Source organism: Streptomyces sp. NBC_00310 (genome assembly GCF_036208085.1).
Classification (GTDB): Bacteria; Actinomycetota; Actinomycetes; order Streptomycetales; family Streptomycetaceae; genus Streptomyces.
This window is the reverse complement of sequence record NZ_CP130714.1, coordinates 7,279,901-7,294,053: the sequence shown is the minus strand read 5'-3', so window position 1 is coordinate 7,294,053 and position 14,153 is coordinate 7,279,901. Positions and strand designations below refer to the sequence as shown.

The following is a 14,153-nucleotide window of genomic DNA, read 5'->3' as shown; positions in this document are numbered from 1 at the left end:
GGGAGGTCAGCCGACCTTGATCTGGTCGTACACCGGCACGCTGAACGGGTTCAGGGAGACGTCGGACAGGCGCGCCGAGTAGCCCGCACTGCCGTTCTGGTACCAGAGCGGGATGGCGGCCATGTTGTCCCGGACGACCTCCTCGGCCTGCTGGAACGTCTGCACGGCCTTCGCCGTGTCGGACTCGGCGTTGGCCTCGTCGACGAGCTTGTCGAACTCGGCGTTGGACCACTTGCCGTCGTTGGAGGAGGCGTTGGTGTAGTACAGCGGCTGGAGGAAGTTCTGGATGAGCGGGTAGTCCATCTGCCAGCCGGCGCGGAACGGGCCGCTCATCTTCCGCTGGGTGATCTGGTTGCGGTAGTCGGCGAAGGTGCCGACGGGGTTGCCGACGCACGCCTTGTCGTTGTCGAGGGCGTTGTTGATGGAGTTGCAGACGGCGTCGACCCACTGCTTGTGGGAGCCGGTGTCCGCGTTGTACGTGATCTTGACCTGGCCGCCGGGGAGGCCGCCGCCCTCCTCGATCAGCTTCTTGGCGGCGTCCGCGTCGTACTCGCAGGCGTCACCGCACAGGCCCTTCTTGTAGCCGCCGTCCTCGCCGAGGACGGGGGAGGTCCAGTCGGTGGCGGGGGTGCGGGTCTTCTGGAAGATGGTGTCGGTGATCTGGTCGCGGTCGATGGCCCGCGAGAGCCCTTCACGGACCTTGTCCGAGCCCTCCTTGTTCCAGTCCTCGTCGTAGAACGGGAAGGACAGGGTCTGGATGATGCCGGCCGGGGTGTTGATGTACCGGTCGCCGAGGTCGGCCTCGACGTTCTTCAGCTGGGCGGCGGGGACGTCGTCGACGAGGTCGAGGTTGCCCGCCATCAGGTCGGTGTAGGCGGTGTTGTTGTCGGTGTAGACCTTCAGGTCCACGCCGCCGTTCTGCGCCTTGTCATCGCCGGGGTAGTCGTCCCACTTCCTGACCGACAGCTGGGAGCCCTTGGTGTACGAGTCGACGGCGTACGGGCCGTTGCCGACGGGCTTGCTCAGCCAGGCGTCGTGGTCGGTGAAGAACGACTGCGGCAGCGGGGCGAAGGCGTTGTAGCCGAGGGTGTCGGGGAAGGTCGAGAACTTCTGGGTGAGCTTGACCGTGAAGGTGTTGTCGTCGACGACCTTCAGCCCGGAGAGGGTGTCGGCACTCTGCTTGCTGCCGTCGTCGGGGTGCGTCTTGTCGTACCCCTCGATGTACTCGAAGAAGTACGCGTTCTTCTGGTTGTTCTTCAGGCTCGCCCCGTAGTTCCAGGCGTCCACGAAGGACTTGGCGGTGACCTTCTCGCCGTTGCTGAAGGTCCAGCCGTCCTTGACGGTGATGGTGAAGTTCTGCGAGTCGGTCGTCTCGATCTCCTCGGCGAGCATGTCCTTCGCCTCACCGGTCTTGGGGTCGTACCGCTTCAGCCCGCGGAAGATCATGTCGAGCACCTTGCCGCCCTGCACCTCGTTGGTGTTGGCCGGCTCCAGCGGGTTCTGCGGGTCGCCCCAGGAGGAGCTGAGCACCGCGCCGGTGTCCCCGCTGCCGCTGCCGCTGTCACTGTCGTCGTCCCCGCCCCCGCAGGCGGTCGCGGCGAGAGCCACCGCCACCGCGCCGGCGATCCATCGGGCGTGTGTGGCTCCACGCATGGGGTGCCTCCTCGTGAGTGCGCAGTGGTCTGCGGTACTGCGCTGTGCTCCAGCGCCGGGGCGCTGTTCCGTTACCGGCCAATATCAACCGGTTGCACACATAGCGCACATCACTCGGCCCGTCCGGGGGAACACGTCCATCCGGATGTACGCACTCACTGCGTCCGACGTGGCACCGCGGTCGGGGTCGGGGTCGCCCACGTCTGCACGCCCACCCGCCGGGCCTTGCCCTGCCCGAGGACGGGTCTGGCCACAAGCGTCCGCGGAGTCCCACCCGGACCGGCCGCCACCTGGGGTCTTCATGCTTGCGCTGTGGGACTGGGCGCCCACTGGCCGACGACTGGGGCCGAGTGCCCCGCGAGCCGCCTTTTCGGCGGGGGTCGGGCCGGCCGCTTCAGCCTGTGCGACGCGAGGCCCGGCCGAGAGTCTCGCCCTTGATTCCGCCGAGGAAGGCATGCAGAGCCGCGGACGTGGTGGCTATGACGGTCTCGGGGGTTGCGCTCTCACGGAGGTGGACGCGACTGGTGGTGGCGGCGGCGATTTCGACACAGTTCGCGGCGCCACCTTCACTGAAGCTGGACTTCTGCCAACTGAAGTCAGACATACAAGCCCTTTCTACAGGAGGGGGTAGAGAATCCGCTGCAGGAGGCCGAGCGACCCCTTGGCCACACAGACGTCCGGCGACGCATCCGGGTCGACGGCGGGCAGCGCCGATCCGGCCAACGTAGCGAACCAGTCCCCGTACCTGGACAGCGCCTCCCCATCGTCGAGGTACAGCGACTTCTCGATGTGGGAGACCACGACAGTCCCCAACTCCCGCACCTGCGGCGTGAGCAGCACGAATCCCGTACCGAACGGGACGGGACCGTCGGACGGCAGGATCTGAATGGTCACATGCGGCAACCGGGCCAGCTCGACCAGATACAGCAACTGATCACGCATCACCTGGGGCTCCCCCAGCGACATGCTGAGCGCCGCCTCATGGACCACTGCGTGAAGGCTTGGCGGACGCTCGCCTGTCAGCAAGCCACCACGTCGCACCCGGAAGCGGACGGCAGCCGCCCGCCCCTCGTCGCCCATCGGCCGATATCCGGCCCGGTGGATGACTTCGGCGTAGTCGCGTGTTTGCAGGATGCCGGGGACGAACATCGGCTCGTAGGTGACCATGGAGCGGGCACCGTCCTCCAACTCCGCCAGGTCCAGGTGCGCCGAGCTCAGCACCTTCCGGTAGTCGCTCCACCATCCCTTACCTGACCTTTGCCCAAGATCGATCAACGCCTGAACAAAGGTTTGAGAACTCGCACCTTCAGCTTGTGCAAGTCGCTGGACGCGTTCTGAAGCGAGCCCAGTCCTCCCCGCCTCGACACTGCTGAGCTGAGGCTGCCTCATGCCGAGCAGAGCAGCGGCCTCAGTCGACGACAACCCGGCCCGTTCGCGCAACCTGCGCAATTCCAGGCCGAAACGCCTCTGCCGGTACGTCGGATCAGCTCTTAGCCCCACATTCCCCCACCTCCCTCATCCACCAACCATCATTCCACCCAGTCAGGTTGAATAACTCACACCACTTCACCTACGGTGAGTGAGGAGCCAGTCACAGCATGACCTCACTCTGGAGGCTGCCACATGCGCACGCCCGATTCTCCCGGCACCCCTGAACTCCCGGAAACTCACTGGTCGTACGGTTTCCTCATCCCCCACGACCCGCGTGCCGCCTCCGTGGTCAGAGCCGCCCTCCGCGCACTGCTGCGCGCGACCCGCCTCGGGTGCGTGGCCGACACGGTCGAACTCCTCGCCTCCGAGCTGGTCACCAACGCGTACCGGCACTCCCCCACCGACGCCTACGTGAACGTGGAGCGCACCCCCGAGACCCTCACCGTCTCGGTCTGGGACCACGGCCTCGGATGCCCCGCCCCCAGCGAGGCCCGGCAGCGGAGCGACGACGCCGAGGCCGGGCTCGGGATCGTCGAGGCGTGCGCCGACGAGTGGGGCGTACGGGAGTACCCGTACGGCAAGGCGGTGTGGTTCAGCGTGGTGCCGAAGGAAGAAAGGTGAGGCGGTCCGCGGAACCGACCGGGCAAGAGGCGGCACGTATGTCCGCTCGCTACTCTCGGGACATGGAGTACGCGAAGATGCGCGCGATCGCCGAGGAGCTCATGGCATACGCCGAGCACCTCGAAGGGTCATGGATCGTCGAGATCGGCCCCGCCGGCCCCTCCCTCGCGATGATGAGCCCTTCGAAGCGACACGAGGGCGCTGTCCGCCGCATCTGCAAACAGCTGGACGAGCAGCTCCGCAGCACACACCCCGGCTACATCTGCGCGAACGGGCCCGAGATCGAGCACCCGTCGATCGGCCGCATGCGACGCCCTGACGCCGTCGTCATCCCGGAAGAGGTGCTCGACGAGGAGGGCCTGACCGTGGACGCCACCCAGGTCCTGGCCGTGATCGAGATCGCCTCGCCGTCCAACCCGGACAACGACTACGGCGAGAAGCTCACCGAGTACCCCGCCATGGGGATCGCCCACTACATGATCGTCGACCCTCGCACGGGCACGATCGAGGTGCATTCCGAACCGTGCAAGGGACGCTACTCGCGCAAGGATCCGTACATCTTCGGCGACAAGGTGCCGTTCGGCGTATGGACGGTGGAGACCGCCGCATTCCGCCGCTACGGCAAGGCGGGAAACAGCTCAACCTGACGCGCTGACCGGGGCACTGCTGCGGCCATTCAGCCCAACTCTCCCCTCTCCAAGCAGAATTCGTTCCCTTCGGGGTCGGCCAGCGTGACCCAGCCGCCGCCGTCGGGCCGAGTGTGGTCCGCGATCAGCCGGGCCCCGAGGGAGACCGCCCGCTCGACCTCCTCGGCCCGGGTGCGGCCGTGCGGCTTCAGATCGAAGTGGAGCCGGTTCTTCGCCGACTTGCCCTCGGGCACCCGGACGAACAGCAGCCTCGGGCCACCGGCCGGGTCCGCGATCAGGGCCTCCGGGTCACCGGGCTTGTCGTCGTCGGCCAGCGGCCGACCGAGCAGTTCGCTCCAGAAGAGGCCGAGGTCGTACGGGTCGCCGGTGCAGTCGAAGGTGAGGCTGTGGATGGTGGTGGGCTTCGGGCTCAACTGGTATCTCCGTGTGAGTCGGTGAGCGGGTGCGTCAGGTGCGTGGGGTAACTCGGTGAGACAGGTGATTCAACGGTTCCGGGTCGGGCCGGGATTGTTGTTGTTCGGCGGTTGGTTCGTGGGAGGGCGGTTGGAAGCCGCCGGGAGGCCCGGGGGCCGGTGCGGCCCCGGGGTCCCAGGAGTGCCCGGCGTACGGCTCGCGGCCCCGCCCGACGACCGCATCGTCGCCGCCGAGGAGACACCGGGCCCGGCGGCCGCCCCCGGTGCCGACTGTTGGAGGGCCGTTCGCAGGCGGTGCAGCCGGTCGGCCACCGACGGGTCGGCGTACGGCTGGGAGGCGGCGACCGCGTCCGAGACGAGCCCCCGCCAGCGCGGCTGGATCGGCTCGCCCAGCTCCTCCGGCTTGACCTTGGCGAGCTTCTCCGCCGTGGTGGCGAACCACTCCGACTCGGCCCGGGTCCACGAACGTTCGCGTTCCGTACGCAGGGCGGTGTCCGTGCCGGTGGGCCGGGTCCAGTCACCGTCGGGGCCGAGAGTGTTGTGGTGGAGGGCGGTGCCGTCGCGGCGGTAGACCGTCACCGAGTCCGCGAGCCGCTCCTCGTCGATGACCCGGGCGCTGGCGAGAACACCGGGGAACGAGCGGTCGGGGTTCTCGACGAAGCGGGCGCCGCCCTGGGCCAGCCGGTCGGTGTGGTAACGCTCCAGCACACCCAGTCGGCTCAGCGCGGAGCCCCCGGCGACGAACACCACGTCGATCTCGTACCCGGCCTCACGGAACCGGTTCAGCAGCCGCCGGGTGCGCTCGGGATCGTCCTGGGCGGTGTCGAACAGCACGTCGAGCCGCCGGTCGACGGCGTCCCCGATCGCGGTCTCCACCCAGGCACGGGCGTCGTGATGGGTGTAGAAGCCGGCCGTGGTGTCATCGGCGCGCAGCAACTCCGGCCACTTGGGGTGCAGTTCACGGATGCCGTCGCTGGAGATCTTCACGACGTCCCGGTCGCCGACGAGGGCCCGGGCGACATTGGACTTCCCGGAGCCCGGCTGTCCGCCGAGCACGATCACTTTCGGCCGCTCGGACCCTTCCCCGACCAGCACGGCCGGGGCGATCACCTCCCGGTAGACCTGCCGGTGCCGGTCGGGCGGGAGGGCGTGCCGTAACGGGTCGGGGGACGGTGGTTCGGGCGCCGTGGGCTGCGCCCCGGGACCCGAAGCCCGCGACCGAGGCCCCGCTCCGGCTCCCTCGGCTCTCCCGGGCTCCTCCCCCGTCACCGCCCCTCCTCCACGGCCCGCCGGGCCACCGGGCCCAGCTCCTCGACCACGCGCCGCAGCTCATCGGGGGTCAACTTCCTTACCTGCCGCAGCAGTTCGGCGTACCGCTCGTTCTCCGCCGTCCAGCGCGCGACCGCCTCCGGTTCCGGCTCGGCCGCCTCCCGGGCCAGCCGCAACCGCTCCGCCGCCCAGCCGGTCAGCAGGCCGAGGATGCCCTCGGCGGAGTCCAGGTCTCGGGCGGACTGTTCGGAGAGGACGGAGAGGTCGTGGCTGCGCAGGTCATCGGGCTCGGGCATGTACGGGATCACTCCTCGGTGACGTGGGTACGGCGTATCGGGCCGACGGTCTCTTGCGCCCCGGCCTCCTCTTCCAGCACGTCGGCGCCTCCGGCCACGGTTCCGCCACCGGCCAGGGTCCCGGCATCCACGGTGGCTCCGCCACCGAATTCACCGCCGGTGCCGTCTCCGGCCCGGGTTCCTGCTCAGCCCACGGCCCGCAGAACCGCCCCCGCCGCCTCCCTCAGCGACCCGAAACACACGTGCGCGTCCCGGAGTTCCTCGGGCCGGTGGGTGGAGGCCACCGCGTACACCGTGCAGCCGGCCGCGAGCCCCGCCGCGATGCCCGCCGGCGCGTCCTCGACGACCAGGCAGCGTGCCGGGTCGGTGCCCAGGCGGGCGGCGGCGGTCAGATAGCCCTCGGGCGACGGCTTCCCCTCGGAGACGTCCTCGGCGCAGACGCGTACCTCTGGCACGACCAGCCCCGTACGGGCGAGCCGCGCGGCGGTGGGCCCAGCGCGGCTGGAGGTGACGACGGCCCAGCGGCCCGGCGGCAGGGCGCGCAACAGCCCGGCGGCCCCGTCGAAGGCGCGGAAGCCGGGTTCCTCGGTCGCCATCAGCCGGTCCAGAGCCCGGTGTTCCCCGGCCGGATCGCGCTCCGGCGCCACCAGCCGCAGGATGTCCGCCCGCCGCCGCCCCTGCGTGGCCAGCCACACGGCCTCGGGGTCCAGTCCCCGCGCCCGCGCCCAGGCCCGCCAGACCCGCCCGTGCGCGTCGGCGGTGTCGATCAGCACCCCGTCCACGTCGAAGAGGACGGCGGCCGCCGTACCGTCGTCCATCACCCGTCCGGAACCCATCCGTTCGCACGCCCCCGTCGAAAGCAGTCCATCCCAGCGGTTCGTCCACACAAAACAGGGCTCGTCGCACAGCGGCGATGCGGGAGTCGGAGGCGGGGCGGTTCGGCCCCGGCACCGGTCCCGACCCCGGTACCGGGATCATCACCGTCGTACGACGAGCCCTCAAGGACTCGATCAGGTCAGTCGTCAGTCCTTCGTGACCTTCGCGCCGGACCCCTCCGCCCCGCTGTCCTCCAGCGCCTTCAACGCCGGGTCCAGGACGACGTCCTCGGCGCGGGCCTCGGTCGTCGGGTCCTCCGGGAAGTGGCAGGCCGTCAGGTGGCCGTCCAGGTTGCCGGAGAGCTGGACCAGCGGCGGCTCCTCGGAGGCGCACTTGTCCTGCGCCTTCCAGCAGCGGGTGCGGAAGCGGCAGCCGGACGGCGGCGAGATCGGCGAGGGCACGTCACCGGCGAGCCGGATCCGCTCCTTCACCTCGGCCTCGTCGTCGATGGCGACCTCGGGCACCGCCGAGAGCAGGGCGTGGGTGTACGGGTGCCGGGGCCGGTTGTACAGCGAGTCACGGTCGGCGACCTCGACGATCTTGCCGAGGTACATGACCGCGACGCGCTTCGAGAAGTGCCGGACGATGGCGAGGTCGTGGGCGATGAAGAGGAACGCGATGCCCAGCTCGTCCTGGACCTTCTGGAGCAGGTTGACGACCTGCGCCTGGATCGACACGTCCAGCGCCGAGACCGGCTCGTCCGCGACGATCAGCTTCGGGTTCAGGGCGAGCGCGCGGGCGACCCCGATGCGCTGGCGCTGACCGCCGGAGAACTCGTGCGGGAAGCGGTTGTAGTGCTCGGGGTTGAGGCCGACCAGTTCGAGGAGCTCGCGGACCTTGTTCTCCCGGCCGCCCTCGGGATTGATCCCGTTGACCTCCATCGGCGACTTGATGATCGTGCCGACCGTCTGCCGCGGGTTCAGCGAGGAGTACGGGTCCTGGAAGATCATCTGGATCTCGGACCGCACCGGCGCCAGCTGCTTGCGCGAGGCGTGCGTGATGTCCTGGTCCCGGTAGGTGATCTTCCCGCCGGTGGGCTCCATCAGCTTCGTGATCAGCCGGCCGGTGGTCGACTTGCCGCAGCCCGACTCACCGACGAGGCCGACGCTCTCGCCGACGCCGACGGTCAGGTCGATGCCGTCCACCGCCTGGACGGCGCCGACCTTGCGTTTGATCGGGAAGCCGCCGTGGATGGGGAAGTGCTTCGTCAGGCCCTCGACCCTGAGGAGCGTTTCGGCCGCGGTGTCCTTGGAGCCCTGCTGCGCGGGGAGGGTGAGGTTGTCGCTCATGTCTCGGTTCTCCCTAGCGCAGCCGAGGCTGGATCTTGTCGATGAAGATGGTCTGCTTCTGCTCCGCCGTCAGGTGGCAGGCGGAGTCGCGCCCCTGACCGAGCGGGGGCCGCTCGGTGCTGCACCGGTTGCCGGTGACCTCACCGGTGAACGCGCAGCGCGGGTGGAACGGGCAGCCGGTGGGCGGGTTGAGCAGGCTGGGCGGGGAGCCGGGGATCGGCGTGAGCGCCTGCGCGGTGTCGCCGCCGAGGCGGGGCATCGAGCTGAGCAGGCCCCAGGTGTAGGGATGCTTGGGCTCGCGCAGCACCTCACGGACACTGCCGCGCTCCACGGCCCGGCCCGAGTACATCACCAGCAGGTCGTCGGCCATGTCGGAGATGACGCCGAGGTCGTGGGTGATGAAGATGATCGCGGAGCCGAACTCCTGCTGGAGGTCCTTGAGCAGGTCGAGGATCTGGGCCTGCACCGTCACGTCGAGCGCGGTGGTCGGCTCGTCCGCGATCAGCAGGTCGGGGTCGCAGACCAGCGCCATGGCGATCATGGCGCGCTGGCGCATACCGCCGGAGAACTGGTGCGGGTAGTCGTCCACCCGCGTCTGCGGGTGCGGGATGCCGACCTTGGCCAGCATCTCGATCGTCCGCTGCCGGGCCTCCTTCTTGGAGGCGCCGGTGTGCTTCATGAACGGCTCGGCTATCTGCCGGCCCACCGTGTAGTACGGCGAGAGCGCCGTCAGCGGGTCCTGGAAGATCATCGCCACCTTGTTGCCGCGGAGCTGCTCCAGCTCCTTCTCCTTGGCGGTGACGAGTTCCTTCCCGTCGAGGATGATCTCGCCCTCGACGGTGGTGGTCTTGGGGTTGTGCAGGCCGAGGACGGTCAGGTTGGTCACGGACTTGCCGGAGCCCGACTCGCCCACGATGCCCAGCGTCTTGCCGCGCTCGACGTCGAAGGAGAGCCCGTCGACGGCCTTGACAATGCCGTCCTCGGTGGAGAACCGCACCCGCAGGTCGCGGACCGAGAGGAAGGCCTCCGGCCCGGTCGGGGCCTTCTCACCTTCGGTCTTGGTCAGAGTGGTCACGGTATTTCTCCTAGCTGAGGCGCACGCGCGGGTCGATGTAGGCGTAGGCGATGTCCACGATGATGTTCAGCATCAGGATGAAGAACGCGCCGAACAGCATCACGCCCATCGTCAGCGGGATGTCCTTGCCGGTCGAGGACTCGACCGCGAGACGCCCGATGCCGGCCAGGTCGAAGGTGTACTCCGTGACCACCGCGCCGGACAGGAGCGCGCTCAGGTCCATACCGATGATGGTGACGATCGGGATGAGCGAACCACGCCAGGCATAACGGAAGAATACGTACCGCTGCCTCATGCCCTTGGCCCGGGCCGTGCGGACATGCTCCTCGGACAGCTGCTCGATCATCGTCGAGCGGGCCATACGCGTGTACTGGGCGGTGAAGATCGTGGCCATGACGGCCCAGGGGATCAACAAGCCCATGAACCAGCCCGCAGGGTCCTCGGTGAACGGCACGTACTTGGGGCTCTCCAACCAGCCGGTGCTGTACACGAAGATGCCGAGGACGATCGGGCCGAGGAAGTAGATCTGGAACGAACTGAGCACCATCGAGGCGCCGCTGACGGCCTTGTCGACGGCGGTACCGCGCTTCCAGGCGGCGATGAGACCGGCGCCAAGACCCAGCACCAGGAAGATGACCAGGCCGCCAAGGGTCAGCGACAGGGTGAGCGGGAAGCTGTCGACGATGGAGTCCCAGACGAAGTCACCGCTCTGGAAGGACACGCCCAGGCACGGCGCGGAGCAGTGCCCCACCGCGAAGTCGCGGCCGACCACGATGCCGGACATGAAGTCCCAGAACTGCGTGGCGATGGACTTGTCGAGGCCGAGGTTCTCTCTGATGACCGCGATGTTCTCGGGGGAGCAGTTCTTGCCGCAGGACAGCTGCGCGAAGTCTTGGGGGATCGTATAGAACAGGAAGAACGTGAAGGCGCCGATCAAGAACATGATGACGACGGCGCCGATCAGCCTGCGGATGAGGAACTGAAGCATGGCGGGTGGATGCTCTCTTCGAAAACGCGGCGGTCGGAGGGGGTGGTACCGACCGCGGGGGTGCGCTCCGCCTGGCGCACACCCCCGCGGATCAGCCGGACTGACGGATTACGGCTGCTTCAGGAACAGGTCGTTGATGTCGATGTAGCTCGACTCCGTGCTGTACCGGGCACCGCCGATGTTCGATCCGAAGAGCTGGATCTGCTTCGAGTAGTAGACCGGGGCGGCCGGGTTGATCTCCTCCACGATGCGGTGGTGAGCCTCTTCCCACGTCTTGGCCGCGGCCTCGGGCTCCTCGGACAGCGCCTTCTCGATGAGGGCGTCGACCTTGGCGTCCTTGATGTGCGAGTAGTTCGAGGCACCGTCGGCGATGAGGGTGCCGTCGTAGACCGGGGTGATGACCGTGGACGGGGAGGACCAGTCCTGGCCCCAGCCGGTCATGTAGAGGTCGAACGGGTTGTCCAGCTTGCCGATCTGCTCGTAGAAGCTGGCCCGGTCGATCTCCTTGGCCTGGACGTCGAAGCCGAGCTTGGCCAGCGTGTCCTTGATGATCACCATCTGGGCCTGGCCGCGCGGGGTGTTGGAGTAGGCGTAGGCGAGCTTGGTGCCGTCCTTGACACCCGCCTCCTTCAGCAGCTCCTTGGCCTTGTCCAGGTCACCGTTGGGCTTCTTCAGCTTGCCGAACGGGTCGTACGACTTGTCGTAGCCCGGGAGGGTCGGCGCCATCAGACCGCCGGCGACCTCACCACCGTAGCGACCACCGTCGGCCTGGACCATGGCCTGGGACGGGAGCGCGTAGGTGATCGCGTCGCGGACCTTCTTGTCCTTCATGTTGGCGCTGTCGAGGTTGAAGGTCATCTGCCACACGTAGGGCTGGTAGCCCTGGATGGTGCGCTTCTTGGCGGCGGCGTTACCGATGACCGTGGACAGCTGGGCCGGGTCCACCGAGTCCGTGAACTGGATGGCGTTCTTGGCCTCGCCCTGGTCGGCGATCAGACGCTTGGTCTGGCTGGCCTGGTCGATGGTGGTGGTGAACTGGTAGCCGTCGACGTACTGGTGGCGCACCGAGTCCGTCTTCTCGTCCCACTGGTCGTTCTTGACCAGGGTCAGCGACTTGCCCGCCTTGTACTCGGAGATCTTGTACGGCCCAAGGGCGGCCGGAGCCTTGTCGTACTTCTCCTTCGTGTCCTGCTTCTCGGGCACGATGGCGTAACCGGCCATGGCCAGGGCCTGCGGCAGGTCCGGGCGCGGCTGGTCGAAGTGGAAGACGACCGTCTTGTCGTCCGGGGTCTCCAGGACGGAGTCCGGCAGGTGCTTGCCCTTGTACGGGCCGTCCGGCAGCGCCTTGCGGTAGTCGGAGCCCGACAGCCAGCTCTGGACGTAGGACGGGCCGTCGAAGATGACCTTGGAGTACTGGCGCTCGATGGTGTGGCGGACGTCGGCCGAGGTGATGGCGTTGCCGTCCTCGTCCTTGACGCCGTCCTTGAGCTTGTACGTCCAGGTCTTGCCGCCGTCGGACGACGTGCCGGAGTCGGTGGCGATGTCACCGACGACCGTCAGGTTGCCCTTGTCGTCCTCCTGGTAGTTCGTCAGCCCGCGGTGCAGCAGGTTGGCGATCTGGCCGGCGTCGGAGACGTAGATCTGGCCCGGGTCCAGGTGGGTCATGTCCGACTGCGCGTACACGTTGATGACACCGCCGGGCTTGGCGCCCTTGACCGGCTCGGCCGGACCGGTGGAGGCGGCGGCGTCACCGTAGGCGACAGGCTTCGACTGCTCGGCGGCGTCGTCCTGGGACTTGGAGTTGTCCTTGGTCTCGCTCTTGCCGTTGTCCGCGCAGCCGGCGAGCGCCAGCGAGCCGGCCACGAGGGCGACGGCCACGGCGCGCGTGGTGCGGTTTCTGATGGGCTTCATGATGCCTATGCACCTACCTGTTGATAGTTGTCCACGAGTACTGCCTGACGGCCCGGGGGTGAACCCGGATCGGGGGTGGCAGTCCCCCCACCCACCAATGGACGATTACCGTCCGGTCTTGGGGTCGAATGCGTCCCGGACGGAGTCGCCGAGAAGGTTGAAGCAGAGCACGAAGACCACCATCGCCACGCCCGGGAAGACCATGAACATCGGGTCCTGCTCGTAGACGTCGGCGCCGACCGCGAACATGCGGCCCCAGTCGGGGGTGGGCTCGACAAAGCCGACACCTACGAACGAGAGGAAGGCGATGGAGAGGATCGTGCTGGGCAGGATGTAGGTGCCCTGCACCAGGATCGGGGTGACGATGTTCGGCAGGATCTCCTTGCGCACGATGCGCCAGGGCGAGGCCCCGGACACCTTGGCCGCCTCCACGAACTCGCGCTCCCGCAGCGAGAGAACCGAGCTGCGCACCAGACGGGCCAGGCCCATCCAGCCGAGGAACCACATCACCAGGATGATGGACACGGCCCGCAGGTAGGTCGGCGTCTCGTCGCGCGGGTCGACGAACAGCGCGGTGACCACGGGCATGAAGGCGATGAAGAACAGCTGCTGCGGGAAGCCGAGGAAGAAGTCGGTGATCCGGCCGACCCAGTAGTCGACCCGACCGCCGAAGTAGCCGCCGATCATGCCGATGAGGACACCGGTGACCACGCTGGCCACGGTGACGATGACCGCCATGTACAGCGAGGTCCGCATGCCGTACAGCAACATCGTGAACACGTCGCGGCCCAGCTTCGGCTCGACACCGAACCAGAACTCACCCGACATGCCACCGAACGAACCGGTGGGCATCGCGAAGTCGTCGAGCAGGAACGGGAAGTCGGGCTCCTGCGCGTAGAGCGTGTAGGGATTCTTGCCGTACAGCTTCGCGATGACCGGCGCGAGCGCGGCGATCACGAAGAAGAAAATAACTACGCACGCGGAGATGACTCCCGTACGGTCCCGCTTGAACCGTTGCCACATCAACTGGCCGGGGGAACGACCCTCAAGCTTCTTCTCACCCTTGGCGGCCTCGGTGGCCGTCTCGAGCTCGGGGTCCAAGGCGACCGCGGACCCGGAGCCCTCGGCCTTGGTTGGACTGGTCATGTCTGTTCTTCCCCCGGGGGGTTGGAGAGTTGAGCGCAGCACAGATACCGGCAGGTTCTGTGGTTTGGGGGAACTTTCGCCAAGTGGGTCAACGCGCGTCAAGGGCGGAAGGCATAGGGATCTCCCTACCGTCCATATTTTGAGCAAAAATTGCAAAGATTGACACCTACGCGCGCTTGACAGGCAAGTTCCGAAATAGACGAATCGGACATACAGGGAACGATTTTTGTTTACATGTCCGAAACTTGATCGCTGGATCACCGATATCCGAACAGCGCTTCACAGCTCACCGACAGTGAACCGAAGGGTCCCGGCCGGAAGTCCAGCCTCCCCCGCACACCCTTCGCACCCTTCTCGGAATCCCCAGTATCCCCACGGGACCTCCCCTGCATGCGGGTACGCCTGAAGCCCGACCCTCCACGAGGCGGAGAACCGGGACTTCTTGACGCTTCGACAGAAGTACAGAAGTACAGAAGTGCAGAAGTGTCGACAGACACTCCGGTACGTGCTGCGGCTTACCAGTCTACACGCGTAGCAA

General features: G+C 67.6%; 15 protein-coding genes. 2 read left to right on the top strand and 13 right to left on the bottom strand.

From position 1 onward, the window contains the following. Window positions 1–6: 6 nt before the first annotated feature. The 3 genes from OG202_RS32010 to OG202_RS32000 form a co-directional block, all read right to left on the bottom strand. A complete protein-coding gene (locus tag OG202_RS32010; protein WP_327727940.1) occupies window positions 7–1,653 on the bottom strand; it encodes a peptide ABC transporter substrate-binding protein in 1,647 nt (548 codons plus the stop codon). Window positions 1,654–2,047: 394 nt separating this feature from the next. After that, on the bottom strand, window positions 2,048–2,257 hold the full coding sequence (locus OG202_RS32005) for a DUF397 domain-containing protein (RefSeq protein ID WP_327727941.1): 210 nt from the start codon (window positions 2,255–2,257) through the stop codon (window positions 2,048–2,050). Window positions 2,258–2,268: 11 nt separating this feature from the next. Further along, on the bottom strand, window positions 2,269–3,153 hold the full coding sequence (locus OG202_RS32000; protein WP_327750221.1) for a helix-turn-helix domain-containing protein: 885 nt from the start codon (window positions 3,151–3,153) through the stop codon (window positions 2,269–2,271). A 123-nt stretch (window positions 3,154–3,276) separates the two neighbouring features. Here OG202_RS32000 and OG202_RS31995 point away from each other — a divergent pair, with 123 nt between their 5' ends. Next, the gene (locus OG202_RS31995; protein ID WP_328223985.1) at window positions 3,277–3,705 is read left to right on the top strand and encodes an ATP-binding protein; all 429 of its coding nucleotides are present in this window, start codon (window positions 3,277–3,279) and stop codon (window positions 3,703–3,705) included. 62 nt (window positions 3,706–3,767) lie between these two features. Next, the gene (locus tag OG202_RS31990; protein ID WP_328223984.1) at window positions 3,768–4,352 is read left to right on the top strand and encodes a Uma2 family endonuclease; all 585 of its coding nucleotides are present in this window, start codon (window positions 3,768–3,770) and stop codon (window positions 4,350–4,352) included. Between the two features lie 29 nt (window positions 4,353–4,381). On the opposite strand, the gene OG202_RS31985 is transcribed toward OG202_RS31990, so the two are convergent. The 10 genes from OG202_RS31985 to OG202_RS31940 form a co-directional block, all read right to left on the bottom strand. Then, complete coding sequence (locus tag OG202_RS31985) at window positions 4,382–4,765, bottom strand: VOC family protein (protein WP_327727944.1); 384 nt, start codon at window positions 4,763–4,765, stop codon at window positions 4,382–4,384. A gap of 69 nt (window positions 4,766–4,834) precedes the next feature. Next, entirely contained in the window at window positions 4,835–6,034 is a 1,200-nt protein-coding gene (locus OG202_RS31980) for a zeta toxin family protein (protein WP_328223983.1), read from the bottom strand. Continuing rightward, on the bottom strand, window positions 6,031–6,330 hold the full coding sequence (locus OG202_RS31975) for a hypothetical protein (RefSeq protein ID WP_327727946.1): 300 nt from the start codon (window positions 6,328–6,330) through the stop codon (window positions 6,031–6,033). Before OG202_RS31975 ends, OG202_RS31980 begins: the two co-directional genes overlap by 4 nt. Window positions 6,331–6,338: 8 nt before the next feature. After that, complete coding sequence (locus OG202_RS31970) at window positions 6,339–6,461, bottom strand: hypothetical protein (RefSeq protein WP_326577941.1); 123 nt, start codon at window positions 6,459–6,461, stop codon at window positions 6,339–6,341. A gap of 54 nt (window positions 6,462–6,515) precedes the next feature. Next, window positions 6,516–7,148 (bottom strand): HAD-IA family hydrolase, encoded by a 633-nt coding sequence (locus OG202_RS31965; protein ID WP_328223982.1) that lies wholly within the window; start codon window positions 7,146–7,148, stop codon window positions 6,516–6,518. Between the two features lie 204 nt (window positions 7,149–7,352). Continuing rightward, entirely contained in the window at window positions 7,353–8,495 is a 1,143-nt protein-coding gene (locus tag OG202_RS31960) for an ABC transporter ATP-binding protein (RefSeq protein WP_327727948.1), read from the bottom strand. A gap of 13 nt (window positions 8,496–8,508) precedes the next feature. Next, entirely contained in the window at window positions 8,509–9,570 is a 1,062-nt protein-coding gene (locus OG202_RS31955; protein ID WP_328223981.1) for an ABC transporter ATP-binding protein, read from the bottom strand. 10 nt (window positions 9,571–9,580) lie between these two features. After that, complete coding sequence (locus OG202_RS31950; RefSeq protein ID WP_327727950.1) at window positions 9,581–10,558, bottom strand: ABC transporter permease; 978 nt, start codon at window positions 10,556–10,558, stop codon at window positions 9,581–9,583. 108 nt (window positions 10,559–10,666) lie between these two features. Further along, window positions 10,667–12,469, bottom strand: a complete 1,803-nt coding sequence (locus OG202_RS31945) for an ABC transporter substrate-binding protein (RefSeq protein WP_327727951.1) — start codon at window positions 12,467–12,469, stop codon at window positions 10,667–10,669. A gap of 105 nt (window positions 12,470–12,574) precedes the next feature. Then, window positions 12,575–13,615 carry an ABC transporter permease gene (locus tag OG202_RS31940; protein ID WP_327727952.1) on the bottom strand — a complete coding sequence of 347 codons (1,041 nt, stop codon included), beginning with the start codon at window positions 13,613–13,615 and terminating at the stop codon, window positions 12,575–12,577. Window positions 13,616–14,153 lie beyond the last annotated feature (538 nt).

Excerpts from the sequence above, each read along its gene's own strand:
- OG202_RS32010 (WP_327727940.1), bottom strand. The coding sequence starts at position 1,653 with ATGCGTGGAGCCACACACGCCCGATGGATCGCCGGCGCGGTGGCGGTG.
- OG202_RS32005 (WP_327727941.1), bottom strand. The coding sequence starts at position 2,257 with ATGTCTGACTTCAGTTGGCAGAAGTCCAGCTTCAGTGAAGGTGGCGCC.
- OG202_RS31975 (WP_327727946.1), bottom strand. The coding sequence starts at position 6,330 with ATGCCCGAGCCCGATGACCTGCGCAGCCACGACCTCTCCGTCCTCTCC.
- OG202_RS31945 (WP_327727951.1), bottom strand. The coding sequence starts at position 12,469 with ATGAAGCCCATCAGAAACCGCACCACGCGCGCCGTGGCCGTCGCCCTC.
- OG202_RS31995 (WP_328223985.1), top strand. The coding sequence starts at position 3,277 with ATGCGCACGCCCGATTCTCCCGGCACCCCTGAACTCCCGGAAACTCAC.
- OG202_RS31990 (WP_328223984.1), top strand. The coding sequence starts at position 3,768 with ATGGAGTACGCGAAGATGCGCGCGATCGCCGAGGAGCTCATGGCATAC.
- OG202_RS31950 (WP_327727950.1), bottom strand. The coding sequence starts at position 10,558 with ATGCTTCAGTTCCTCATCCGCAGGCTGATCGGCGCCGTCGTCATCATG.
- OG202_RS31960 (WP_327727948.1), bottom strand. The coding sequence starts at position 8,495 with ATGAGCGACAACCTCACCCTCCCCGCGCAGCAGGGCTCCAAGGACACC.
- OG202_RS31965 (WP_328223982.1), bottom strand. The coding sequence starts at position 7,148 with ATGGACGACGGTACGGCGGCCGCCGTCCTCTTCGACGTGGACGGGGTG.
- OG202_RS31940 (WP_327727952.1), bottom strand. The coding sequence starts at position 13,615 with ATGACCAGTCCAACCAAGGCCGAGGGCTCCGGGTCCGCGGTCGCCTTG.